The sequence below is a fragment of the Pseudomonas sp. ASL9 genome, assembly GCF_056680335.1.
In genome coordinates, this window is sequence record NZ_CM155277.1 from 5419230 (window position 1) to 5444155 (window position 24926).

The 24926-nt window shown below is 57.9% G+C and carries 16 protein-coding genes and 1 pseudogene; 4 read left to right on the forward strand and 13 right to left on the reverse strand.

Annotated features, from left to right (window positions below; translation table 11 throughout):
• Positions 1-6 precede the first annotated feature (6 nt).
• From AC1ME2_RS25040 to AC1ME2_RS25085, 10 genes are all read right to left on the reverse strand, one after another.
• The gene (locus AC1ME2_RS25040; RefSeq protein WP_480437705.1) at positions 7-2736 is read right to left on the reverse strand and encodes a nitrate reductase; all 2730 of its coding nucleotides are present in this window, start codon (positions 2734-2736) and stop codon (positions 7-9) included.
• Positions 2736-3053: a nitrite reductase small subunit NirD gene (nirD, locus tag AC1ME2_RS25045; protein ID WP_219060220.1), complete on the reverse strand. Its 318-nt coding sequence runs from the start codon at positions 3051-3053 to the stop codon at positions 2736-2738. The genes AC1ME2_RS25040 and nirD overlap by 1 nt, the downstream gene beginning before the upstream one ends.
• On the reverse strand, positions 3050-5494 hold the full coding sequence (nirB, locus tag AC1ME2_RS25050) for a nitrite reductase large subunit NirB (RefSeq protein WP_480437706.1): 2445 nt from the start codon (positions 5492-5494) through the stop codon (positions 3050-3052). Before nirB ends, nirD begins: the two co-directional genes overlap by 4 nt.
• An 836-nt stretch (positions 5495-6330) precedes the next feature.
• Positions 6331-7989 (reverse strand): bifunctional protein-serine/threonine kinase/phosphatase, encoded by a 1659-nt coding sequence (locus tag AC1ME2_RS25055; RefSeq protein WP_480442329.1) that lies wholly within the window; start codon positions 7987-7989, stop codon positions 6331-6333.
• A gap of 8 nt (positions 7990-7997) precedes the next feature.
• On the reverse strand, positions 7998-9209 hold the full coding sequence (locus AC1ME2_RS25060; RefSeq protein WP_480437709.1) for a nitrate/nitrite transporter: 1212 nt from the start codon (positions 9207-9209) through the stop codon (positions 7998-8000).
• Between the two features lie 204 nt (positions 9210-9413).
• Complete coding sequence (locus AC1ME2_RS25065; RefSeq protein ID WP_480437711.1) at positions 9414-9989, reverse strand: ANTAR domain-containing response regulator; 576 nt, start codon at positions 9987-9989, stop codon at positions 9414-9416.
• Between the two features lie 14 nt (positions 9990-10003).
• Positions 10004-11215 carry a CmpA/NrtA family ABC transporter substrate-binding protein gene (locus AC1ME2_RS25070; protein WP_480437713.1) on the reverse strand — a complete coding sequence of 404 codons (1212 nt, stop codon included), beginning with the start codon at positions 11213-11215 and terminating at the stop codon, positions 10004-10006.
• 265 nt (positions 11216-11480) lie between these two features.
• On the reverse strand, positions 11481-11720 hold the full coding sequence (locus tag AC1ME2_RS25075; RefSeq protein ID WP_480437714.1) for a pyocin S6 family toxin immunity protein: 240 nt from the start codon (positions 11718-11720) through the stop codon (positions 11481-11483).
• Positions 11721-11811: 91 nt separating this feature from the next.
• Positions 11812-12042 (reverse strand): DUF7683 domain-containing protein, encoded by a 231-nt coding sequence (locus AC1ME2_RS25080; RefSeq protein WP_480437715.1) that lies wholly within the window; start codon positions 12040-12042, stop codon positions 11812-11814.
• 505 nt (positions 12043-12547) lie between these two features.
• Positions 12548-13678, reverse strand: a complete 1131-nt coding sequence (locus AC1ME2_RS25085) for an S-type pyocin domain-containing protein (protein ID WP_480437717.1) — start codon at positions 13676-13678, stop codon at positions 12548-12550.
• A 220-nt stretch (positions 13679-13898) separates the two neighbouring features.
• Here AC1ME2_RS25085 and AC1ME2_RS25090 point away from each other — a divergent pair, with 220 nt between their 5' ends.
• Positions 13899-14933: a quinone-dependent dihydroorotate dehydrogenase gene (locus tag AC1ME2_RS25090; RefSeq protein WP_480437719.1), complete on the forward strand. Its 1035-nt coding sequence runs from the start codon at positions 13899-13901 to the stop codon at positions 14931-14933.
• Positions 14934-15047: 114 nt separating this feature from the next.
• On the opposite strand, the gene rmf is transcribed toward AC1ME2_RS25090, so the two are convergent.
• Positions 15048-15263, reverse strand: a complete 216-nt coding sequence (gene rmf / locus AC1ME2_RS25095) for a ribosome modulation factor (RefSeq protein ID WP_080290409.1) — start codon at positions 15261-15263, stop codon at positions 15048-15050.
• Positions 15264-15842: 579 nt separating this feature from the next.
• Here rmf and rlmKL point away from each other — a divergent pair.
• Positions 15843-18113: a bifunctional 23S rRNA (guanine(2069)-N(7))-methyltransferase RlmK/23S rRNA (guanine(2445)-N(2))-methyltransferase RlmL gene (rlmKL, locus tag AC1ME2_RS25100; RefSeq protein ID WP_480437721.1), complete on the forward strand. Its 2271-nt coding sequence runs from the start codon at positions 15843-15845 to the stop codon at positions 18111-18113.
• Between the two features lie 138 nt (positions 18114-18251).
• Positions 18252-20612: a sensor domain-containing diguanylate cyclase gene (locus AC1ME2_RS25105; RefSeq protein ID WP_480437722.1), complete on the forward strand. Its 2361-nt coding sequence runs from the start codon at positions 18252-18254 to the stop codon at positions 20610-20612.
• A 519-nt stretch (positions 20613-21131) separates the two neighbouring features.
• Here the strand turns inward: AC1ME2_RS25105 and AC1ME2_RS25110 are convergent.
• Positions 21132-22153: pseudogene (locus tag AC1ME2_RS25110) on the reverse strand (IS110 family RNA-guided transposase).
• A gap of 518 nt (positions 22154-22671) precedes the next feature.
• On the reverse strand, positions 22672-24138 hold the full coding sequence (dacB, locus tag AC1ME2_RS25115; RefSeq protein ID WP_480437723.1) for a D-alanyl-D-alanine carboxypeptidase/D-alanyl-D-alanine endopeptidase: 1467 nt from the start codon (positions 24136-24138) through the stop codon (positions 22672-22674).
• Between the two features lie 342 nt (positions 24139-24480).
• On the opposite strand from dacB, the gene AC1ME2_RS25120 reads away from it, so the two are divergent.
• Positions 24481-24825: a YggL family protein gene (locus tag AC1ME2_RS25120; RefSeq protein ID WP_480437725.1), complete on the forward strand. Its 345-nt coding sequence runs from the start codon at positions 24481-24483 to the stop codon at positions 24823-24825.
• The last annotated feature ends 101 nt before the right edge of the window (positions 24826-24926 follow it).

Consider the following 24926-nt stretch of genomic DNA (forward strand, 5'->3'; position numbering starts at 1 on the left):
CCCTCATTAGCTAATTGCCATTGGCAGCGGGTTGGCCGCCAGCAGTCGTTTGATTTCCGGTACGCACGAGCCACATTGGCTACCGCAGCCCAGTTGTGTTTTCAGTTCAATCAGATCAAGCCCGCGACCAATCCCGGCCAGCACGGCGCTTTCGCTGACATTCATGCAGTTGCACAAGGTCTTGCTGCCGTGAGGCGAGGCCGCCGCGCTACCCGGCGGGGTGCTGATCGGTGCCAGCAGCCAGCGGCGCAGTTGTTCATCGGCGCGACCCTCCAGCCACAGGCTCTGCAACCAATGCCGGGCGATAGTTTCCCCTGCCAGGCGGATGGCGGTGATCCGGCCATTTTCGATGCGCACCCGCTTGCCAATAGAGCGGCGCGGGTCGTCATAGGACAGTACGGGGCCTTCATTCAGGCCAAGTAGCTGGTCGATCTGTGTAAGTAATTGATTGTCCGGCGCTTGGGCGCTGGCAGCGCGAATCAGCAGGGCAGGACGCTCGCGACCGGCCAGGCTGAGGCTGGCGTAGGCAAAGTTTTCGCACAGTGGGCGCAGGGCTTCGAGGTGGGCCTGTACGTCGCCTTCGACCAGCGCAAACAGTTGCCACGGCAACGTCACGGCCTCGATGCGTACACCTGCGTGCTTGAGCTCCGGTTGCTTGGACAGCGGGTCGAACGCCGGTTGCGTGAGGACGTTAACGCCACCCTTGAGAAAGCGATCACCCCAGTGCATGGGCAAGAACGCCTGGCCTGGTCGTACGCTGTCATCGCTGCTGACGGGCACGATCAAGCTACCGCGACGACTTTTCAGACTTACCAGATCGCCCGCTTGCAGACGATGACGGCGTAGCTCGTCCGGGTGCAGGCTCAATACGGCTTCGCTGACATGGCCGAACAACCGGGCAGCGGTCCCTGTACGGCTCATGCCGTGCCATTGATCGCGCAAGCGGCCTGTGTTCAGGGTTAGCGGGAAGCGTGCGTCACGCAGCTCCTTGGCCGCTCGGTAGGGCTCGGCAACGAAATTGGCGCGGCCCGACTCGGTGGGAAAAATACCATCGCCGTACAAGCGCGCTGTACCTGTCTGGGCACCGGTTGGGAACGGCCATTGTTGGGGGCCTTGTTGATCGAGCAAGGCATAGCTGATGCCCGACAGATCCAGGTCACGCTCACGCGTCAGTTGTTTGTACTCGTCGAACAGCGCTTTGGGTTGATCAAAAGCGAACAGGCTGGGTATGCCCGGACGTAGCCGTTGTTCCAGGCGTTGAGCGAAGTCCACGGTAATCGCCCAATCTGCACGTGCCTGGCCGGGGGCCGGTATCGCTTGGCGCACGTGAGAGATACGTCGTTCTGAGTTGGTGACCGTGCCTTCTTTTTCACCCCAACTGGCCGCAGGCAACAGCAGGTCGGCAAAGCGGCAGGTTTCGGTGGTGCGAAAGGCTTCCTGCAGGACCACAAAGGGGCAAGTGGTCAGCGCCTGCTGGATCTTTTGTTGGTCCGGCAACGACTGAGCCGGGTTAGTGCAGGCGATCCAAAGCGCCTTGATCTTGCCTGTCTGCAATTGCTCGAACAACTCGATGGCGGTCAGGCCGGTCGTGGCGGGTAGCGCATCGACCCCCCAATACGCGGCAACCTCTGCGCGGTGTGTGGCGTTGGCCGCTTCGCGATGGCCCGGCAGCAGATTGGACAAGCTTCCTGTTTCGCGGCCGCCCATGGCATTCGGCTGGCCAGTGAGAGAGAAGGGGCCTGCGCCGGGGCGGCCGATCTGCCCGGTGGCCAGATGCAGGTTGATCAGCGCGCTGTTCTTGGCGCTGCCCGCAGTGGACTGATTCAAGCCCATGCACCACAGCGACAGAAAGCTCGGGGCGGTGCCAATCCATTGCGCGCAGGCATGCAGTTGATCCACGGGAATGCCGCAGATCTCGGCGACCATTTGCGGGGTGTAATCGCGCACCAGGGTCTTTAACTCTGCGTAGCCCTGCGTGTGCTGGTCGATAAAGCTGCGATCGATCCAGTCCTCCCACAGCAGCAGGTGCAGGATGCCGTGAAACAGCGCGACATCGGTGCCGGGCTGGATCGCCAGGTGCAGGTCTGCCAGCTCGCAGGTGTCTGTGCGGCGCGGGTCGACCACGATTATTTTCATGTCCGGCCGTTGGCTTTTCGCTTCTTCCAGGCGGCGGAACAGCACCGGATGGGCGTAAGCCATGTTGCTGCCAACGATCAGCACGCAGTCGCTAAGCTCAATGTCTTCGTAGTTACACGGTGGGGCGTCGGCCCCCAGGCTGCGCTTGTAGCCAACCACCGCCGAAGACATGCACAGTCGCGAATTGCTGTCGATGTTGTTGGTGCCAACCAGTGCTCGGGCCAGTTTATTGAACGCGTAGTAGTCCTCGGTCAGCAGTTGCCCGGAGACGTAAAACGCAACGCTGTCCGGGCCGTGTTCGCGAATGGTGTCAGCGAACACGTTGGCAGCATGGTCAAGCGCTGTGTCCCAATCGGTGACGCTGCGCGCCAAGGATTTTCCCAGGCGCAGTTCCGGGTACAGCGCCCGAGCCGTCAAGTCGCCAGTCAGGTGCAGGCTTGATCCTTTGCTGCACAACTTGCCGAAGTTGGCCGGGTGCAGGGGATCGCCGCTGACGCCGAGAATGCGCTCATGGTCATGCTCGATCAGCACGCCACAGCCAACCCCGCAATAACAGCAGGTCGACGCGGTGATCTGCGTTGTAGCGGCGGGTGGGCGCATTATGCTGCTTCCTTCAATGCCAGTTGCACGCGGCCGTTTTCTACTCGGGCCAAGTGTTTGTGCGTACAGCCCACGTCCGGCGCCTGCGCCTCACCCGACTCCAGGTCGATCTGCCAGTTGTGCAGCGGGCACGCCACACGCTTGCCATAGATCAGCCCCTGAGACAGTGGACCGCCCTTGTGTGGGCAACGGTCGTCGAGGGCGAAGACTTCGTCGTCGCTGGTGCGGAAGATGGCGATGTCCCCCTTGGGCCCTTCGATGATGCGCGAGCCCAGCGGGTTGATGTCTTCCAGGGCGCAGATATCGAGCCAGTTCATGCCAGCACCTCCACAGGGATGCGTTCGAATTCTTTTTTCAGTAGCGGTTGTTCGATGCGCTCTTTCCACGGGTCCTGCTCGAATGACAGTGAAAACTGCAATTTCGCGTTCAGGGCCCGGCGGTTGTCGTGATCTTCCAGCACCGCTTTTTTGATGTGCTCCATACCGACCCGCTGCAGGTAGTGCACGGTGCGCTCCAGGTAGAAGGCTTCTTCGCGATACAGCTGCAGGAAAGCGCCGTTGTACTCGCGGACTTCTTCGGCGGTTTTCAGCTTGACGAAGAACTCGGCGACTTCAGTCTTGATCCCGCCATTACCACCGATGTACATCTCCCAGCCGGAGTCGACACCGATGATGCCGACGTCCTTGATCCCGGCTTCCGAGCAGTTACGTGGGCAGCCAGAGACGGCCAATTTGACCTTGTGCGGCGACCACATGTTGAACAGGTCGTGCTCCAGTTCGATGCCCAGTTGGGTCGAATTCTGTGTGCCGAAGCGGCAGAACTCACTGCCGACACAGGTCTTTACCGTGCGGATCGATTTGCCGTAGGCGTGGCCGGAAGGCATGTCGAGGTCTTTCCAGACACCCGGCAAATCCTGCTTCTTGATCCCCAGCAGGTCGATGCGTTGCCCGCCAGTGACCTTGACCATGGGCACGTTGTATTTGTCGGCGACATCGGCAATGCGTCGCAGCTCGGACGGGTTGGTCACGCCGCCCCACATCCTTGGTACCACCGAATAAGTACCGTCTTTCTGGATGTTGGCGTGAGCGCGCTCGTTGATCAGGCGCGATTGCGGATCGTCTTTCGCCTCGCCCGGCCAGGTGGAAATCAGGTAATAGTTCAGCGCCGGACGGCAGGTGGCGCAGCCGTTTGGGGTGCGCCAGTTCATGTAATTCATGGCGCCAGCGATGGTCAGCAGGTGCTGTTCGCGGATGGCCTTGCGGATTTGCCCGTGGTTCAGGTCGCTGCAACCGCAGATGGCTTTTTCGCTCTTCGGTTTGACGTCTGCTGCGCCACCCACGGTGTTGATCAGAATCTGTTCCACCAGACCGGCGCAAGAGCCACAGGAGCTGGCCGCCTTGGTGTGTTTTTTCACGTCATCGACGCTGAACAGCCCGTGTTCCTGAATCGCCTTGACGATGGTGCCTTTACAGACGCCATTGCAGCCGCAGACTTCGGCGCTGTCGGCCATGCCCATGGCTTTGTCCTGACCCTGATGGCCGACGTCGCCCAAGGCGTTTTCGCCGAACATCAGGTGGTCGCGGATTTCGTTGATCTGATGGTTTTCGCGGATCTGGCGGAAGTACCAGCCGCCGTCTGCGGTGTCGCCATACAAGCAGGCGCCGACCAGTACGTCGTCCTTGATCACCAGTTTTTTATAGACCCCGCCAATCGGGTCGGAAAGGGTGATGGTTTCAGTGCCTTCGCCGCCCATGAAGTCACCTGCGGAAAACAGGTCGATGCCGGTCACTTTCAACTTGGTCGAGGTCACCGAGCCCTGATAGCGCGCGAAGCCCAGTTGCGCCAGGTGGTTGGCGCAGACCTTGGCCTGTTCGAACAGCGGCGCCACCAGCCCGTAGGCAATACCGCGATGGCTGGCGCATTCGCCAATGGCATAAACACGCGGGTCGTAGGTTTGCAGGGTGTCGTTGACGAGAATCCCCCGGTTGCATGGGATGCCAGCCTGCTCGGCCAATTCGGTGGCGGGGCGGATACCGGCGGCCATAACCACCAGATCGGCAGGGATTACATCGCCGTTCTTGAATTGCACGGCTTTCACCCGGCCTTTGCCGTCGTCTAGCAGTGCCTGGGTTTGTTCTTTCAGGCGGAACGTCAGGCCGCGTTGTTCCAGTTCGGTTTGCAGCAACAGAGCGGAAGTCTTGTCCAGTTGACGTTCCAGTAGCCATTCGCCATTGTGCACCACGGTTACGTCCATACCACGTACCTTGAGGCCGTTGGCGGCTTCAAGGCCGAGTAGGCCGCCGCCGATGACCACGGCGTGGGTGTGGGTCTTGGCGGTGTTGATCATGATCTGGGTGTCGGCGATGTCGCGGTAGCCGATCACACCCTGCAGGTCGTTGCCGGGGATTGGCAAAATGAAGGGCGTAGAGCCGGTGGCGATCAGCAGACGATCATAGTGGGCTTCGGTGCCGTCGTCGGCGATCACCAGGCGCTTGGCGCGGTCGATCTTCACCACTTTGCGGTTGAGCAGCAGTTGGATGTTGTTTTCCAGGTACCAGCTCAAATCGTTGAGCACGATCTCGTCGAACGTTTGCTCACCGGCCAAAACGGGCGAGAGCAGAATGCGGTTGTAATTGGGGTGAGGCTCTGCGCCGAACACGGTGATGTCGTACAGGTCGGCGCTCAGTTTGAGCAGCTCTTCGAGGGTGCGAACGCCGGCCATGCCGTTGCCAATCATCACCAGTTTGAGTTTTTTCATAGTGCCTCCGAGAGACCACGAGGGGCGTGCTCGACAAATTCCGCGCAAACAAAAAAAGGCGTCCCGCTAGTCACCTAGCGAGGACGCCTTTGTCCAGTCCCGTTCTCTCGGGAAGCGCAGCTTTCGTCGTTGAAAGCTGGCACTTTATAAATTGCTTGATGAAGCTAGTGCAGGGGTTGTGCCAAGTTGGGGAAGGTTCGGTTTTACTGGGGGTTCTGGCGTTTCGGTCGTTTTTTCTGCACTGATTTGAAGCGGATTGCGCGGATCTGGTGCAAACACAGGTCTTATAGGAGGCCTCGCCCCGTCTGCGACGCCGCGCTGTCGCGCAGCAAACTGGTTTTGATTTGCGTGGCGTGATCGTTTAGTGGTGTGTCAGGCACGCATACTTCGCAGCGGGACGCGTAGTTGCAAGCTTGCTCCCACAGGTTTTTGATCTGTCGTTGAGATTTTGTGTGAATTGAGTATCGAATTACGGCAAGGCCCCGTTTCCAGGAGGCCGAGCGTAGGCGTTGCGCAGGGGGTAACGAGGCAGGACGCCGAGTTAGCCGCACGGGGCCATGGATGGCCCCTTGAGGCGACCCCCGGAGCAACGCCGGAGTGAGGGAAATCCGAGCCTAAGCGAGGATCCGTATGGCGGGGCATGCCTTTTGGCGGGACCTTTTCGGCGCCTGGAAAAGGTTCCTCGCTGTAAGAGCGAAACCGTAATTCCAGCACACCAAAATGCCGGATATACACATCAAGACCAGCGCCAACACATTGTTTTTAAAAGATTAAAAATCAGTTTGATGAGAGCGCGCTTGCCCGCGATCCAGTGCGAAGCGCTGGCAAAAGTATAGTTAGCCGTGCAGCACCCAGACAATGATCAGCAGATTCACCAGCAACGACGTCAGTGCCAGTGTTCGCCAGACCTTCAGCGGCTCCCGTTCCAATAGCGGCCTGGGCTTGACCTTGAGCGTGGTCAGCTCGGCCTGCTCCAGTTCCAGCAACCACTCTTCAGCCGTTTCGTAACGCTGGGTTGGGTCTGCGCTCAACGCTCGACTCAGGTTGCGCTCCAGCCAATCCGGTACGTCCGGTCGATAGCGGCTGGCCGGAACCGACACGCCAAAGTGCGGGTGCTGAAACGCTTCGATTTCGCCATAGGGATAGTGCCCGGTGAGCAGGTAGTGCAGGGTTACTCCTGCGCTGTATAAGTCCTGCTGCCCAGTAGGTTCGACGCCGTCAAAGGCTTCGGGGGCGATGTAGCTGGGTGTGCCGGGTAAGTCGTTGGCCGTGTCCACTGACAGGCCGGGGCAATAAGCCAGGCCGAAATCCAGCACCCGTAGCTCGCCATCCTCATCAAGCAACAGGTTCTCCGGCTTGATGTCGCGATGCACGATGTTGCGCCGATGCAATAGACCCAGGGCGCGCAGCAAGCGTATGGCCAAGTCCTGCCATTGTGGCAATGGCAGTGGGCCGTTTTCCTCGAACACCTCAGCCAAGGTCTGGCCGGGGTATTCGCGCATCACGTAATACAGATGTTGACGCTCGGGGATGGGGTGAACCTCAGGGAAAAACCGTCCGGCCACGCGTCGCAAAAACCACTCTTCCAGCAGCAGGCTTTGTCCGGCATTGCCTTCGGCATGACGACTCGCAGGCAGGGTTTTCAGTAGCCATGGCTGTTGCTGTCGATCACGCACCCGATACAGCAAGGACTGCCGCGACTGCCCGAGTAGCGCTTCCACCTGCCAGCCTTCAAACCCTTGGCCCTGTTTCAGCGCGGGAGGTAGTGGCCATTGCTGAAGCTGGATCAGGGTGTCGCCAAGGTTATCCTGCCCCAGTCCATCAACCTGAATCAGCAGGGCGCTGGCGTTGTCCTGACTGCCCGCCAGATGCGCGGCACTGACCAAGGTCTGCACCGCGTTGTCGAGAGTGTCCTGTTCGCGCAGGATTGAGGTGATGCTGGCTTCGCTGAGCGTTGCCCATACGCCATCACTGAGCAGCAGCCAACGTTCGCCCTCGCGCAATTCGCCGTCGAGATAGTCCATGACCACATATTGATCGAGCCCCAGCGCGCGCTTGAGTACGTGCTGCATGTCGGGTTGTTCCCAGACATGGTCCTCACTGACGCGCAACAGTTGACCGGCGTGCCAGCGGTAAACCCGACAATCGCCAACATGGGCCAGGGTGAAACGCCGCCCGCGCAATACGATGGCGCTCAGTGTGGTTAGCAGGCCGTTGGCCTGTAGCCAGCGATTTTGAGCCAGCAACAGGCGGTCTAGCGATTGCGCGACACCCCAGGTTTCCGGGGTGGCGTAGTAATCCAGCGCCAGTGCCTGCAAGGTCGAGCGGGCCGCCAGCCCGCCGTCGGCACAGTGGCTGACACCGTCGGCGAGGGCGAACAGGTAGCCTTTGCTCGCCGCCAGAGCCGGCATCGGCGTCACCAAGCGACCCGCGTCCTGATTTTCCGTGCGCGGACCACTGGCGCTGAAATGGGCGAAGCTCAGTTGCAAGCTCATCGGGGAGGTTAAACTCGCGCCGCCGTCACCGCTGCCGAACCCCATGTGGTTCTCCAGCGGCGTTTGACGTTATGCAGGCCGAACCAGGCTAATACGCCGAGGCTGGCGAACAGCCACAGACCCATTTGGTAGTCGCCAGTGTTCTGCTTGATCGCACCCAGGCCCGCTGCCAGCAGAAAACCGCCGACACCGCCGGCCATGCCGATCAAGCCGGTCATGACACCTATTTCCTGGCGAAAGCGCTGCGGCACCAGTTGGAACACCGCGCCGTTACCTGCACCAAGGCCAAGCATTGCCGAGACAAACAGCGCCAAGGCAGCCCAGGAACTGGGCAGGTTAAAACCGACGGCGGCAATGCCGACGGCTGCCACTGCGTACATCCCCGACAGGGTACGAATCCCGCCGAATCGGTCCGCGAGCGCGCCGCCGAGCGGACGCATCATGCTGCCACCGAATACACAGGCCGCCGTGTAATAGCCTGCAGTCACGGGGCTCAGGCCGTATTGGTCGTTGAAGTAGCCTGGCAGGGCGCTGGCCAAGCCAATAAAGCCGCCAAACGTTACAGCGTAGAAGAACATGAACCACCAGGTGTCGCGGTCACCCAAGGCTTTCATGTAGTCAGCCATGGATTTTGTTTTGGCCCGCTGCGGGGAATTGCGGGCCATCAATGTAAAAACGATCAGGGCCAGGATCAGCGGAATCAGGGCAAAACCGAACACGTTGGTCCAACCAAAGGCCAGGGCCAGTGCGGGGGCGATCAGGGCCGCGAACACGGTGCCGGAATTGCCTGCACCGGCGATGCCCATGGCCTTGCCTTGGTGCTCGGCCGGGTACCATTGCGAGGCCAGCGGCAGGGCAACTGCGAACGCGGCGCCTGCCATGCCCAGGAACACCCCGAGCAGCAAAGCTTGCTCATAGCTGTGGATGCCGAGCTGCCAGGCCGTCAACAACGCACCAATAACGACCACTTGACCGATGATGCCGGCCGTCTTGGGTGATAATTTGTCCGCGAGCAGGCCCATGAACACGCGCAGAAAAGCACCCGCCAGAATCGGCGTCGCTACCATCAATCCGCGCTGCTGGGTGGTCAGGTGCAGGTCGCCGGCGATCTGTACGGCCATTGGGCCGAGCAGGTACCAGACCATGAAACTCAGGTCGAAATACAGGAAGGCTGCGAACAGAGTCGGTTTATGGCCGGCTTTCCAGAAGCTTGTATTCATTGAACACCTCATCTGCAAAAAGAGTTGTGGCCTGAGGCCCGAATGCAAAAAAAAACGCCGCAACCCGATTCGCGTTTGCGAGAGGGGTATGCGACGTCTTTGTCGTAATGTGGGGCAACCGCCGTTGGCTGCCTGTGATGGATAAAGCAAAAGGCGGGCCATCAGGCGATGATTGCCCTCGCGCGGCGCGTCAGAGCAACCAAATCATCCCAGTAACTCACTCATGGCAATGATCTGCTCAGCCACCTGGATCAGCTTCTGCTGGCGGCTCATGGCTTGGCGACGCATCAGGGTGTAGGCCTCTTCTTCTTTGCAGTCCTTCATCTTCATCAACAGGCCCTTGGCCAATTCGATGCGTTTTCGCTCCACCAATTGCTGATCGCGTGCCTGTAATTGGGCACGCAGCGCTTGATCGCTCTCAAAACGGGCCATGGCCACGTCCAGAATCGGTTGCAGGCGTTGGGCATTAATACCTTCAACGATGTAGGCGCTCACTCCAGACTTGATGGCCTGGCGCATGACGAGCGGATCATGCTCATCGGTGAACATGACGATAGGGCGCGGCTGATCGCGGCTGACCAGCACCACTTGCTCCATCACGTCGCGGCCGGGGGATTCGGTGTCGATCAAAATGACGTCGGGGCGCACCGCTTCTACCCGTGCAGGTAAGTCTATGGTCAGCCCCGACTCATCGATTACCTCGAAACCGGCTTCGCTGAGTGCGGCCTTGAGGCGTCCGACTTTTTTCGCCGTGTCATTTATCAGCAGGATACGCAGCATGTTCGCGACTTCCTTCAGCGACTGACACGGGTGGGTATGGCATCGGCCAGCGCGTGCAACTTGAAGCTATGTGCATAGGCTGCGGGTTCGCTGCCGTCCCAGACTTTGCCATCAATCAGTTGGCTGCTGCGCATGGCAGACTCAGGGACTGCAACGCCGACAGAGGCCGCTGCCTGGCTATACAGCTTCAGTTGCTGCACTTGCGTGGCGATCCCAAGGTAGTCAGGGTCTTCGCGCAATAGGCCCCAGCGGCGGAACTGAGTCATGAACCACATGCCGTCGGACAGGTAGGGGAGGTTGACTTCACCCGCGCCGTGAAAGCGCACGGCGTGCGGGTCATGCCAGTGGTTACCGAGACCGTCGGCATAGTCGCCCATGAGCCGTGGTTCTATGCAGTCTACCGGCGTGTTGAGGTAATCGCTGCCGCTGAGCAATTGCGCGGTACTCCGGCGATTTTCGTCGTTTTGTTCGATGAAGCGGCTGGCTTCCAATACCGCCATGACCAGCGCCCGCGCGGTGTTGGGGTAGCTCTCGACAAACTCGCGGGTGCAACCGAGCACTTTTTCCGGGTGATCGGGCCAGATCGCCTGAGTCGTCGCCAAGGTAAAGCCAAGGCCCTGATTCACCGCGCTGGCGCACCACGGTTCGCCGACACAACAACCGTCAATACGCCCGGCTTGCAGGTGCGCGACCATTTGCGGCGGCGGCACGACCACGCTATTAACGTCGTTCAGCGGGTGAATGCCTTGGCTCGCGAGCCAGTAGTACAGCCACATGGCGTGTGTGCCGGTGGGAAAGGTCTGGGCAAACGTCAGTTTTGTACGGCTTTGGTGCACGTACCGATCCAGTGCCTCAGGATTGGTCACGTTCGCGTCCTGCAGCGCTTTGGATAAGTTGATGCTTTGCCCGTTTTGATTCAGCCCCATCAGCACCGCCATGTCGGTGCTCACGGAGCCGCTGATGCCCAGTTGCACGGCGTAGATCAGACCATAAAGGCTGTGAGCGGCGTCCAGTTCGCCACTGACCAACTTGTCGCGCAGATTGGCCCAGGACGACTGGCGTTTCAGGTTCAGCGTCAGGCCATAAGGCTGAGCAAACCCTTGGGTGGCGGCAACCACCAGCGGCGCGCAGTCGGTCAGGGCCATAAAGCCCAGGTCGATGGCATTTTTTTCTGGGGCGTCGCTGCCAGCAACCCAGGCCAGAGCATTGCTCGTAGGGGTGTTCATCGTGATACGCCATCCATAAAAAAGGCGTCGCGCAGTCGTTTGCAAATGCAAAGACGGTCGCGACGCCATTGTCCGATGCCTCGCTCCGCCGTTGGAACAAGTGTAGATAACGGTGGGATGTGCAAGGCATATGCCATCGCTTGCCGCGACACATAACCTATAGTGCGCCCTCGGCATCGAGGCGGAACTGAATAGCGCTCTAGGGTGGTGGCTTTGCCTAGACTGCGCACCTGTCTGGCTTGCCCTCGGGTGCCTAGTTGGTTGGCTAGGCTTCCACGCCGATGAATAGATCCAAGTCTCCAGGCAGGGGCTCATTGATCGCCGCCGCAATCTGGTGGGATTGGTCACCTGTTAGCAGCCACTCGCCGTCTGGGCTTTTTGCAACGCTTTGCCACCCCATTACCTCTAGTACCGCTGACTCAAACTGAGGCGGCACCTCTAGTTCATCTTTCAGCGAAGTATCTTCGACGTTTTCAGGCAGGAATCCACTGATACATAGATACATAAAAGCTCCTATTTCTCTACTTTTCGACCGAGCTTTGATGTAGTTCGTCCGTAATCATCAGGCCGATACACCTTACCGAGCACCACCAGGCTCAAACACTACAAGACAACTGAAAAATATAGTCCGGACTACTAAAGGTCTTGCCAGTCATGGTTTCAAGGCTGCCTATCTGCTCTGCCGATAGGTCGTACTCATATATCGCATCTTCTGGCTCACTCCAGGCCATTAGCTTCGCTAATTTATCGAACTGGTCGGCAGGGATCTCAATACGGAAAGCCAATTCCTCGGTTTTCTTGTCGAATGCAAGAATCTCATGTTGCATTTTTCGGACTCCTATCAAACTGATTTATAATCTTTTAAAAACAATGTGTTGGCGCTGGTCTTGATGTGTATATCCGGCATTTTGGTGTGCTGGAATTATGGTTTCGCTCTTACAGCGAGGAACCTTTTTCAAACGCCAAAAAGGTCCCGCCAAAAGGCTTGCCCCTCCATACGGATCCTCGCTTAGGCTCGGATTTCCCTCGCTCCGGCGTTGCTCCGGGGGCCGCCGCAAGGGGCCATCCATGGCCCCGTGCGGCTAACTCGGCGTCCTGCCTCGTTACCCCCTGCGCAACGCCTGCGCTCGGCCTTCTGGAAACGGGGCCTTGCCGTAATTCGAGAGTCAACTCACTCCAAATCCCAACAACAGATCAAAATCCTGTGGGAGCAGGCTTGCCTGCGAAGGCTGCGTGCTTGACACACAACTAAACGATCACACCACGCAAATCAAAACCAGTTTGCTGCGCGACAGCGCGGCGTAGCAGACGGGGCGACATCTCCTATTGAGATTATTTTGGTGTGGTTCGGCCTGGCTCGGCGTCCTTTGTGCGTTCTCCCGTGTCAGGGTTGAACTCTCCCAGATGCTTGCCTTGTTTGTCGTACAGCTCACCCCGGCCATTCTCATAATCCCACTCATAAATTCGACCCTTGCGATCTTTCCAGCGTTTACGTTTATGCCCGCCATCTTTGACTGAGCTCTTCGAGGGGCTGAGTGCTGCATCCGGAAAGGCTGTCAGCCCATTTGGGGCCGGGTGATAGCTGTGGTCGCCACCAATAGGTCGAGCAAACACCACATACAGCGAGTTCAGACCCGTATTCGCCGGAAACACCAGAATACAGTCATCAGTGGTGATGTCTTCGCCGGGAAGGCCTTCAATCTGTGAGTCTGTGCCGTCCGGGATCGGGTGGACCAGGATAGTGCCTAACTGTTCGCTATTGTTGTCGGGATAAACCAACGGCGGCATTTCTCCCAGTCGTCCGTGCTGCGGTGTCCACAGGATGGTGATGCCGTTGAGCTTGGCCTCCAACGCGGTTTTATCGGTGTTCCACGTGGCCTGCACCGTGCGTACCATGTCGTCGCCTGATGCGGAGGTGTGAATGCCGTAGACCTGTAGCGCGCCCTCGGCGTCGCGGCGGAACTGGAAGCGCACACGTGTGGGAGCGCGACTCATCATGCGCAACTGGTCGTCGGTGTAGAGTGTGCCGTCGCCCATTTTGGCCGGGAGCATCCCCAGTATGAAAATGCTGGCAGGCCCGCCCGCGCCGCGTATTGCCCAATTGAAGCCCCGCTGCATGATTCCGCCCCCGGCCATGCGACCCAGCGCCAGATCGGCACCGAGGGCCGTCGCTACAGCGGTGCTGGCAGATGGAATAAGCATGGCACCCGCCACCATCACGTTGCCGAAGTTGGAGGTGGGCTCTGTACCGGCGTTAGTGCGGCACCATTTGCCAGAAATGCAGGACTTGGCAAAGACCAGGTCTGTACGTTTCTTGGGGGGCGGCCATCGATCTTCCGCGATGTAAACCCGCTCTGGCTCAGAGGGTTTATTCCAGGCTGCCCACGAGCCACCACCGTTGGGAAGATTTCGATTAGAGGGCCTAAAGCGGTTGAAAGGATCTTTCGAGTCATCCTTGCTCATGACAAGTCCCTATATCACTTTATGTCGAGCCGGAGAGCTTGTTGCTCAGCCTGGTTTCGGTCAATTTGACTTGGTAACCTGACGTTTCAGACTCTCCAGCGCGCTTGCCGTTTCAGGAAGGGCACAGGGCAAGCGCGCTACAAGTTCTAACTCGCCTATGAGCCCCAGCCCGTCTATAATCGCGGCCCTAAATTCAACTGCTCACGAGCCAAGACCGCCCATGTATAACCTGGCCCGCCAGTTATTGTTCAAACTTTCCCCGGAAACGTCCCATGACCTGTCGCTGGATTTGATCGGTGCTGGGGGGCGTTTGGGGCTCAATGGTTTGTTGAGCAAGGCGCCTGCGCAGTTGCCGGTCACGGTCATGGGCCTGAACTTCCCCAACCCGGTCGGGTTGGCAGCCGGGCTGGACAAAAATGGGACGGCGATCGATGGCTTTGCGCAGCTAGGCTTTGGTTTTGTCGAAGTCGGCACCGTGACCCCACGTCCACAGCCGGGTAATCCGAAGCCGCGGATTTTTCGTCTGCCCCATGCCGAGGCAATCATCAATCGCATGGGTTTCAACAATCTGGGGGTCGATCATTTGATCAGCCGGGTACAGGCGGCTAAATACCGCGGCATCCTCGGGATCAACATCGGCAAGAATTTCGACACCCCGGTCGAGCGGGCCGTGGATGACTACCTGATCTGTCTGGATAAGGTCTACGCTCATGCCAGCTACGTGACCGTGAATGTCAGTTCGCCGAACACGCCAGGCTTGCGTAGCCTGCAATTTGGCGACTCACTCAAGCAATTGCTCGAAGCCCTGCGTCTGCGTCAGGAAGACCTGGCGCAAAAACACGGCAGGCGCGTGCCGCTGGCCATCAAGATCGCCCCTGACATGACCGATGAGGAGACCGTGCAGGTCGCCGTTGCACTGGTCGAATCGGGTATGGATGCGGTGATTGCCACCAACACCACGCTCAGTCGCAAGGGTGTCGAAGGTTTACCTCACGCCGACGAAGCCGGCGGTCTGTCGGGCGCGCCGGTTCGCGAAAAGAGTACGCATACGGTCAGGATACTGGCAGGCGAATTGGCGGGTCGGTTGCCGATCATTGCGGCGGGCGGGATCACCGAAGGCAAGCATGCGGCTGAGAAAATCGCCGCAGGTGCGAGTCTGGTGCAGATCTATTCGGGCTTCATCTATAAAGGGCCGGCGTTGATTCGTCAGTCGGTTGATGCGATAGCAGGAATGGCGCCTCCACGCAACGCATAAAAAAGGGGTTCCTTTACGGAACCCCTTGGGCTTTAGCCCGCCGCCCGGGTGAGGCGTGCATGGTTTAGGTCAAACGTTGAAAATTTTAAAAAAACTTGATCGGAATGTACCTGATTAGCCGACCGCGTGAAGTTCGTTGAGTCTGTGGATGCCCGCAGTGCCAGTCATACCGTCCCAATTGTCGCCGCGTCCTTCTCGCCAGCCATTGATCCAGGCTTGGCGTACCGACGGTAGAGTAAAGGGGCAAAGCTCACGGGATTTACCATGAACACCAAATTGATATCCGCGTAAAAATGCTCTTTCCAACGGATCACGCTTAAGTCTTCTCATAGGGTGTTGCCCTCGTTTGTTGACTGTAATGTCCCTGGAGACCTCATGTCGAGGTCGGGCAGAATCTTCTGCCTTTAGTACCCGCTGCCGGCGTCGCGGGCTTGGTGTTGTCATCGTTGCGGTGACAACCTGTATTGAGTTCTAACCAATGCGTCCGGCGCTGTGAATGATCGTTTTGTCATAAGAACGTAACTATCGATGTGGTATTGCCATAAGCAGGACGCTCATTCAGAGGAGTGTTTTTGCCGCAAGCCCCCTGACCCGAGGCTTTGGCTGAAGATCTGCTCGAGTTTTCAACGGTGAATGATGGCGGATTGCTCTTAACCGATAATAGACGAAGGGTCGGCATGTGACTTTTTATTACCGCGATCTTCAACGTAAATGGTCGCTGATCGAACGATCAATTGTCATTGGCCGCTAGGTTGATGGACTGACTGCTGCATCGCCGCAACGCGACGATGACGGTGGACCGGCACAATGTGTGTGCCACGCAGGCGTTCTCCAAGAAAGGCGCTTGTTTAAAATCTGGTCGGGCGATGCGTTGCCCCTCCGCTTATCGCTTAAGGCCCTGGATTACCCATGTCGGACCGTTACGAACTCTTTCTTACTTGCCCCAAAGGCCTCGAAGGTTTGCTCGCTGAGGAAGCCACCGGGCTTGGCCTCGAGGAGACCCGCGAGCACACGTCGGCCATTCGTGGCATGGGCGACATGGAGACGGCCTATCGGCTATGCCTCTGGTCGCGACTGGCCAACCGCGTATTGCTGGTGCTCAAGCGATTCCCGATGAAAGATGCCGAGGACCTGTACCACGGTGTACTCGATATCGAATGGGAAGATCACCTGGACGCTGAGGGCAGTCTCGCGGTGGAGTTCAGCGGTAACGGTTCGGGGATCGACAACACCCACTTTGGTGCGCTGAAGGTCAAGGATGCGATCGTCGACAAACTGCGTACCCCGTCGGGCCTGCGTCCTTCGGTCGATAAGCTCAACCCGGACTTGCGTGTTCACCTGCGCCTGGACCGTGGTGAGGCGATTCTGTCGCTGGACCTTTCCGGGCATAGCTTGCATCAGCGCGGTTACCGCTTGCAGCAGGGTGCGGCGCCGTTGAAAGAGAACCTGGCGGCAGCCATTCTGGTGCGTGCCGGTTGGCCGCGCATCGCGGCCCAAGGCGGCGCGCTGACAGACCCGATGTGTGGTGTCGGTACCTTCCTGGTGGAAGGCGCGATGATGGCCGCGGATATCGCGCCAAACCTCAAGCGTGAGCGCTGGGGTTTTTCAGCCTGGCTCGGGCACGTCCCGGCATTGTGGAATAAGTTGCACGACGAAGCCCAGGCGCGGGCGGACATCGGTCTGGCCAAGCCGCCGCTGTGGATTCGCGGTTATGAAGCCGACCCGCGTCTGATTCAGCCAGCACGCAACAACATCGAACGCGCCGGGATGAGCGAATGGGTCAAGGTTTATCAGGGCGAAGTCGCGACGTTTGAGCCACGCCCGGATCAGAACCAGAAAGGGTTGGTCATCTGTAACCCTCCTTACGGCGAACGTCTGGGTGATGAGGCAAGCTTGCTCTATCTCTATCAGAACCTTGGCGAACGTCTGCGTCAGGCGTGCCTGAACTGGGAAGCAGCGGTGTTCACCGGCGCGCCGGATCTGGGCAAGCGCATGGGTATTCGCAGCCACAAGCAATATGCCTTCTGGAACGGCGCCTTGCCGTGCAAATTGTTGCTGATCAAGGTTCAGCCGGATCAGTTCGTCACTGGCGAACGACGCACGCCTGAACAGCGTCAGGTGGAGCGTGAGCAGGTCGAGGCGGATGCATCGGTCGAAGTCGAAGTGCCTGGGAAGTACGAAAAGTACAACAAGAATGGCAATCCCATCCGCAAACCTGAACCGGTTATTGAGCAGGCGCGCTTGAGTGAAGGCGGGCAGATGTTTGCCAACCGCTTGCAGAAGAACCTCAAGTTGCTGGGCAAGTGGGTACGCCGTGAAGGGATCGACTGCTATCGGGTCTACGATGCCGATATGCCGGAATATTCGTTGGCCATCGATCTGTATCACGATTGGGTTCACGTTCAGGAATACGCAGCGCCCAAGACGATCGATCCGGAAAAGGCATCGGCCCGACTGTTCGATGCATTGGCCGCGATTCCCCAAGCGTTGAATATCGACAAGAGCCGTGTGGTGATCAAGCGCCGCGAACGCCAGAGCGGTACCAAACAGTATGAGCGCCAAAGCGCACAAGGACAGTTTCGGGAGGTCAATGAAGGCGGCGTCAAGCTGCTGGTTAACCTGACCGATTACCTGGATACGGGTCTGTTCCTCGATCACCGGCCAATGCGTATGCGCATTCAGCGTGAGGCGGCGGGCAAGCGTTTCCTGAACTTGTACGCCTACACGGGGACCGCGAGTGTGCATGCGGCAAAGGGTGGCGCACGTACAACCACCAGTGTGGATCTGTCTAAGACCTACCTGGATTGGGCGCGGCGCAATTTGTCGCTCAATGGTTTCTCTGACAAGAACCGTCTGGAGCAGGGCGATGTCATGGCCTGGCTGGAAGCGAGCCGCGATGAATACGACCTGATCTTCATCGACCCGCCGACGTTCTCCAACTCCAAGCGCATGGAAGGAATCTTCGACGTGCAACGCGATCAGGTACAGTTGCTTGACTTGGCGATGGCACGTCTGGCGCCGGGCGGCGTATTGTATTTCTCCAACAACTTCCGCAAGTTCCAGCTCGATGAAAACCTCAGCGAGCGTTATGCGGTCGAGGAAATCACTACGCAAACCGTGGATCCGGACTTCGCCCGCAACAGCAAAATCCACCGTGCATGGCGCATCACAGCCCGCTAAATTCGGGTCGCTCTACTCCCTGACCAAATTAGTTGGGGATAGAGCGTGAGTAGGACTATGCAAAATAGTGGCTAATAGCTATAACTGAGCCATAGCCAAGGTGACGCCGTAATACGCTGGCGTTATGAGTTTTTGCTTATGTCGCTCAATAACGTGCGCCCAAAGATTCTCGGCTTGATCAGCGAGAATGCCTGCCCGTGGTTTGTGGCTGTTCTTGCATGGGTGGCAGGTACTGCGTTGACCGTCATGCTTGTGGCGTCAAGCAACGAGGGGCATCAACGCCAACTTCATCAGCGCTTCAATCTGCTGGCCGGCGAACGGTTCAGTCGGATTCAGGAGCGTTTTGACGATCAAGTCCAGCGCCTGGACGGTCTTCGCCGTTTTTTTGTCTTCTCCGATGAGATCACTCAAGCTGAATTCGAGGGTTATACGGCACCCTTGCTGGTGTGGACGCAGGCCTATTCCTGGACGCCAAAGGTTGCTGGCGCGGAGCGTTCGCAATTCGAGCAGTCGGCGCGCTCGCTGGGATTGACGGGGTTTACCATTCTCGAGCAGGACGCAACCGGTGCACTCAAGCCTGCACTTGATCGCGCGGAATATTTTCCGGTGCTCTACACCCAATCACGAAGCACGATGCCGTTACCGCTGGGTTTTGATGTGGCCTCCGAAGGCGTGCGTCTAACCACGCTCGAGCGTGCGGCTCTATCGGGTCAGATGGTCGTCTCGCCTCTGATGGATCTGGTCGGGCTCGAACCGGCCATTGCCAGTGGGGTTTTGCTGGTGGCGCCAGTGCTATCGCTGGCGCACGAGAACAGTGCGCAGAAACCGGGACTGTCGGGGTACGTTATGGCAGTGATCAGCCTGCGTAAATTAATGTCCGAAGGGTTGCCTGAGCAGGCTCGCGATAACCTGGCGTTGCAGTTGTTCGACCTTTCTTTGCCAGGCCAGCCCGAGCTGCTCTACCAATCGGCCAACGAAGCGGTTGAAGGCGATCTGCGCATCAGTACGTTATTGAGCATGGCAGGCCGTGGATATTTGCTGGAAATTCGTCCGTCCGCCGCGTTTCTTGCGACCGACCAGTCGTCAGCAGTCAGCTTCATTGTGTTGGGGGAATTGCTCAGTCTGATCCTCAGCGCATTGCTGTATAGCCTGGTCAACCAGCGTCGGCGCGCCTTGCTGCTGGTCGAGCGGCGAACCACCGAATTGCGCAGCGTGCTGAACGCCGCGACTCAGGTGGCGATCATTGCGACTGACTTGTGTGGTGTTATCACTACCTTCAACGTCGGTGCGCAGCTGATGCTCGGCTATAGCAGTGATGAAGTGCAGGGGCGGTTTACGCTGGGGGATTTGCACCTTGCCACCGAGCTTAAGGCCCATAGGGAGCAGTTAAGTCAGCGTTATGGGCGCAATGTTCCCGCTGCCGAGGCGATGTTGGTTGAGGCGATTGAAGAGGGTGTCCGTCCGGCGCGGGAATGGACCCTCCTGCGCTGCGACGGTAGCTCATTGGTGGTCAATATGCTGGTGACGGCGGTACGCGATGAGCATCAACATTGGGTAGGTTACCTTGCAATCTGTGTCGATATCACTGAAGGCAGACGGGTCCATGAAGCCTTGGCTGCGCGCGATCAATTATTGGAAAAACTCAGTGCCCAAGTGCCAGGGGGGATCTATCAGTACCAACTGAACAGCGATGGCAGTTCCTGTTTCAACTACACCAGCAGCGGTTTGTGGCGGATCTACGAACTGCCTCCCGATGTGACGCCGCACGGTATTGAGGCAGTGTTTGATCGGATTCACCCCATGGATTTGCATCGAATCAGAAAGTCGATCTGCTTTTCCGCTGAGCACCTGACCCCTTGGCGTGAGGAATATCGCGTCGAGTTGCCTCTGCAGGGGCAGCGCTGGTTACGTGGTGAGGCCACGCCTGAGCGATTGCCCGACGGCGGGGTACTGTGGCACGGCTTCATCTCCGATATTTCTGACTTGAAGCGGGTCGAGGAGGAGTTGCGGGCGCTGTCAGTGACTGACGTGCTGACGGGTGTGTACAACCGTCGTTATTTCCAGGAACGGCTCAAGACCGAGTTGTCTCGCGTTCATCGGCATGGCGGAGAGTTGTCGGTAATCATGCTCGATATTGATCACTTCAAACGGATCAACGATAAATTCGGTCATGCCGTGGGCGACCAGGTGCTGCAAGGCCTCTGTCAGCGGATCAACCTGCGCCTACGGCGAGATGACGTATTTTGCCGTCTCGGTGGTGAGGAGTTCATGGTGTTATGCCCTGGCACCACGGTAGGAAGCGCTCATATGCTGGCGCTGGAATTGTGGAATGTACTGCGTAGCGAGCCCATCGATGGCGTGGGTGTGGTGACGGCGAGTTTCGGTATCGCCAGTTGGCGCGCTGCCGAGGGTGGCGATGCCTTGTTGTTGCGGGCAGACTCGGGGGTTTATGCGGCTAAACAGGCTGGGCGTGATCGGGTCGAACCTGAGTTGTCATGAGCTAAAATACTTCTGTCGCTGATACGCCGTTTTCGCCGGCAAGCGTGTTCCTACGCCCTGCGGACAGAATCGCAACCCCGTTTGCTGCGCGACAGCGCGGCGTTGCAGACGGGGCGAGGCCTCCTATCAAACTGATTTTTAATCGTTTAAAAACAATGTGTTGGCGCTGGTCTTGATGTGTATATCCGGCATTTTGGTGTGCTGGAATTACGGTTCCGCTCTTACAGCGTGTCACCTTTTACAAACGTCGGGACGCCGGACCACAAAAAGGTAACCGAATGTCTGGTCAGCCCACCTCCTGCAACCACGGGACGATGAGCGGTAAAGCAGGCTTGCACTAATGTATCCGGGCTCGTAATGGGCAGCTTTGCTGCCCGGCCCTTGATGAGTAGTCGCTCCTGCCTGTCCTTGAAAAACGCTTCAGCTTCGAAAGCTGTTTCGGTTACCAGGTTTTCAGGCGGGATTTGAGCTGTTTATCGTCATCATCGTTGTCGTCGCAAAAGCCGGTAGTGTGTTTGATCAAGCCAAGGATTGTGCGTTGTAGCTAGTTCCGCGAGTTAACACGGCCCATACGATTCTTGCCAGTTTGTTGGCCAAGGCGCAGGCGACTTTGTTCGGGTGCTTTCGTGTGAGCAGGTCTCTGCACCAACTCCCCAAAGCATCCGTACGCTTGTCTATACGCACCAGTACCGCCCGAGAGCCTTGAACCATCAGCTTTCGAAGGTATTTGTCACCTCGCTTGCTGATGTTCAGCAGCACCGTTTGGCCACCCGTTGAATACTGTCTCGGCACCAGTCCCAAAGACGCGGCGAAGTCTCGTGCTGAGCGAAAATTGGAAGCGTCCCCGATGTCGGCCAGCAGCGCGCTAGCGGTGATCGGGCCGATGCCGGGGATGCTCATCAGTCGTGATCCCGCATCATCAGCTACCACTTGGTCCTTGATGCTGCGGTCAATGGACTTAATCTCCCCTGTGATCCGATTAATGTCCTCCAGCAGATGCTCAATAAACAACTTCAACTGTTGAGGCAATTCAGCGGCAGGGTCATCCAGTATCTGATGAATCTGGTTCATGGCTGCTTTTGTCGCGGGCAACGCAATTCCAAACTCAAGAAGGAATCCATGAACGCGATTTATCGTTTGAGTTCGTTGGCACACTAACGCCTCTCGGAGGCGGTGCTGGGTCGACAGTACTTGCTGCTCCACAGTTTTGACGGCGACGTAGTGTGTTTTAGGGCGGGACGCAGCTTCACAGATCGCCTCAGCGTCTATGTAGTCGTTTTTGTTGCCCGTGACGTAGGGCTTCACATGCTGCGGTGCAATAAGTTTTGCCTGATGGCCGAAGAAATGAGCTTCCTGGCAAGCCAGTGTGAGCCACCACAGGACTCCATCACTATCGTGCAGGGCTTTAGCTGCGCAGCGAACTGAAGCAGGCGGTTGCGATTGAACTGCTTGCGCAGCACTTGATGGCCGCAGGCGTCGTGCCCTATGAGGTGAAAGGTATTTTTTCCAATATCAAGACCTAGCAACGTCAAGCTGTTCATGAGCGATCTCCTTCGAGAAAATGAGAACCCGGTAAGTTTAGATTTACCGGGGTTCCCGTGCTGGGCTGACCATCTCATTAACGCTTGCCCCTCCATACGGGTCTTCGCTAAGGCTCGGACTTCCCTCGCTCCGGCGTTGCTCCGGGGGTCGCCGCAAGGGGCCGTCCCTGGCCCCGTGCGGCTTACTCGGCATCCTTGCCTCGTACCTCCCCTGCGCAACGCCTGCGCTCGGCCTCCTGGAAAAGGGGCCTTGCCGTAATTCGAGAGTCAATTCACTTAAAAATCAAAGGCAAATCAAGACCCCGGTGGGAGCGAATTTATTCGCGAAGGCGTCTTATCTGACACACCGCCACCGATCACGGCACACAAATCGCAACCCAGCTTGCTACGCGACAGCGCAGCGTCGAAGACGCGGCGAGGGCTCCCACCAATGTCGTGATCAGTCCACAACCGTTGTGGCAGCAGGTTTGCCTGTGATGAAAGGGCCGGCGCGGCTTGCGTTCAGCCCCTCCCCAGGATCAAGGCTGCAGAGAAATGGCAGTACTGGCCAGTTTCGGTTGGCGATACAGATCGAGCAATACCTCATCCAGCACTGACGACGTACCGCCTACCCGTGAATCGTTGAGGATCGCGACTACCACCCAGGTATTGCCATTGCTGTCGCGGCTGAAACCGGCAATCGCGCGCACGGTATTCAGGGTGCCGGTCTTGATGTGCGCTTCGCCCCTCAATGGCGTGGTTTTGAGGCGTTTGCGCATGGTGCCGTCCATACCCGCCAGCGGTAGGGAACTCATGTACTCGGCGGCGTAGGGGCTGCGCCAAGCGGCTTGCAGCATCGTCGCCATTTCACGTGCACTGACCCGCTCGGCGCGAGAAAGACCAGAACCATTTTCCATCACCAGGTGCGGCGCGGTAATGCCTTTTTTTGCCAGCCACTGACGAATCACGCGCTGCGCGGCTTTGGCATCATCGCCGTCGGCTTCATTGCGAAACTTCGCGCCAAGGCTCAGGAACAGTTGCTGAGCCATGGTGTTGTTGCTGTATTTATTGATGTCACGAATGATCTCGGCCAGATCCGGGGAAAACGCCTTGGCCAGCAGCTTGGCATTGCCGGGTACAAGATCGGCCCGGTCCTTGCCCAAAATGGTGCCGCCCAGTTCCTGCCAAATTGCGCGTACTGCGCCTGCGGAATAGGTTGGATGGTCCAGTAGTGACAGGTAGGTTTGCGAGTTGCAGCCTTGTCCCAACTGACCGCTGACCACGACAGTCATGCCGCCATCGGCCTGGGTTATGGGGCTGTAACGCACGTCCCCGGTGCATTTATCTGAGGCCAGCGCCTTGACCTGATTGTCGATATGAATGCTGGCAATCGGTGGCTCGACAGACACCAGCACTTTGCCGGAGTCGTTGCGTGCGACAAAGCGCAGGGCTTTCAGGTTGATCATCAGCGAGTCGGGTTTGACCAGGAACGGTTTGTTCTCGTCATTGCCGTCGTCGTTGAACACGGGTAATTGCGGCTGGACGAAATAACTGCGGTCCAGGACCAGATCGCCGGTTACCTGTTGCACGCCATTGGCGCGCAGGTCACGCATCAGAAGCCAGAGTTTTTCCATGTTGAGCTTGGGATCGCCGCCACCCTTGAGGTAGAGGTTGCCATGCAACACGCCATTGCTCAGGGTGCCGTCGGTGAAAAATTCGGTTTTCCAGTGATGGTTCGGCCCGAGCATTTCCAGCGCCGCATAGGTGGTGACCAGTTTCATGGTCGATGCCGGGTTGACCGAAACATCGGCATTGAACACGGTCGCGGTGCCGGGGCCATTGAGTGGCAGCATCACCAGAGACAAGGCATCGTTCTGCAGCTTGCTGGCTTTGAGGGCTTGTTGAACCTTGGGCGGTAGAGCGGTGTTAATGGGGGCAGCGGCAACAGACATGGCCAGGGGCAAAAGAAGGCTGGCGAAAAACAATGGGCGTAAAGATTTGATCATGTGAAATAAAACCCTGCTGCTGAGGAGGGGGAGATGGAGGGCATGGATGGATTCCCTCGGTCATCGCAACGTCAATCAAAATGAAAATGGCGATTCAATACGACTGCTTTGCTGGCACTTGAATTGTCAGCAATTGAAACAGGGCCTGAATTGATCTCATTATGCCCGAAGCTCGGGTGACTTGCGCCGTGGCGTAGCCGTCCAATCAGCTATTTTTTGTCGCTGAAGGGCATTTTGCCGGGCTGTGCTCGGCCATACGCACGCAAACATTGGTACTGAGGCGGGCATTTAATGGCCCAAGCTGGTAAAGTGCCGCCCGTTATTACTTATGAGGATTGTTCCATGGCCACTAATCGTTCCCAACGTCTGCGCAAAAAACTCTGCGTGGATGAATTCCAGGAGCTGGGTTTTGAGCTGAACCTGGACTTCAAACAAGACCTGGACGATCAGGCTATTGATGCCTTCCTTGACGCTTTCCTCGCTGAAGCGATGGAAGCCAATGGTTTGAATTATGTTGGCGGTGATGATTTTGGTCTGGTTTGCCTGAGCAAACGCGGCTCGGTCAACGAAGAACAACGTGTCACGGTCGAAGCATGGCTCAAAGCCCGCGGCGAGCTGACAGAAGTGACTGTCAGCCCGTTGATCGACGTCTGGTATCCGGAAAAGCCGATCAACCCGGTAGCTTGATGGTTTGAGTAAAAAGCAGGTCGCCACGGCCTGCTTTTTTCGCCGAGCGCAATGCTCCGGCGCTGAGTCCCGATCTATCCACTCGCTCTCAATCTGGCTCT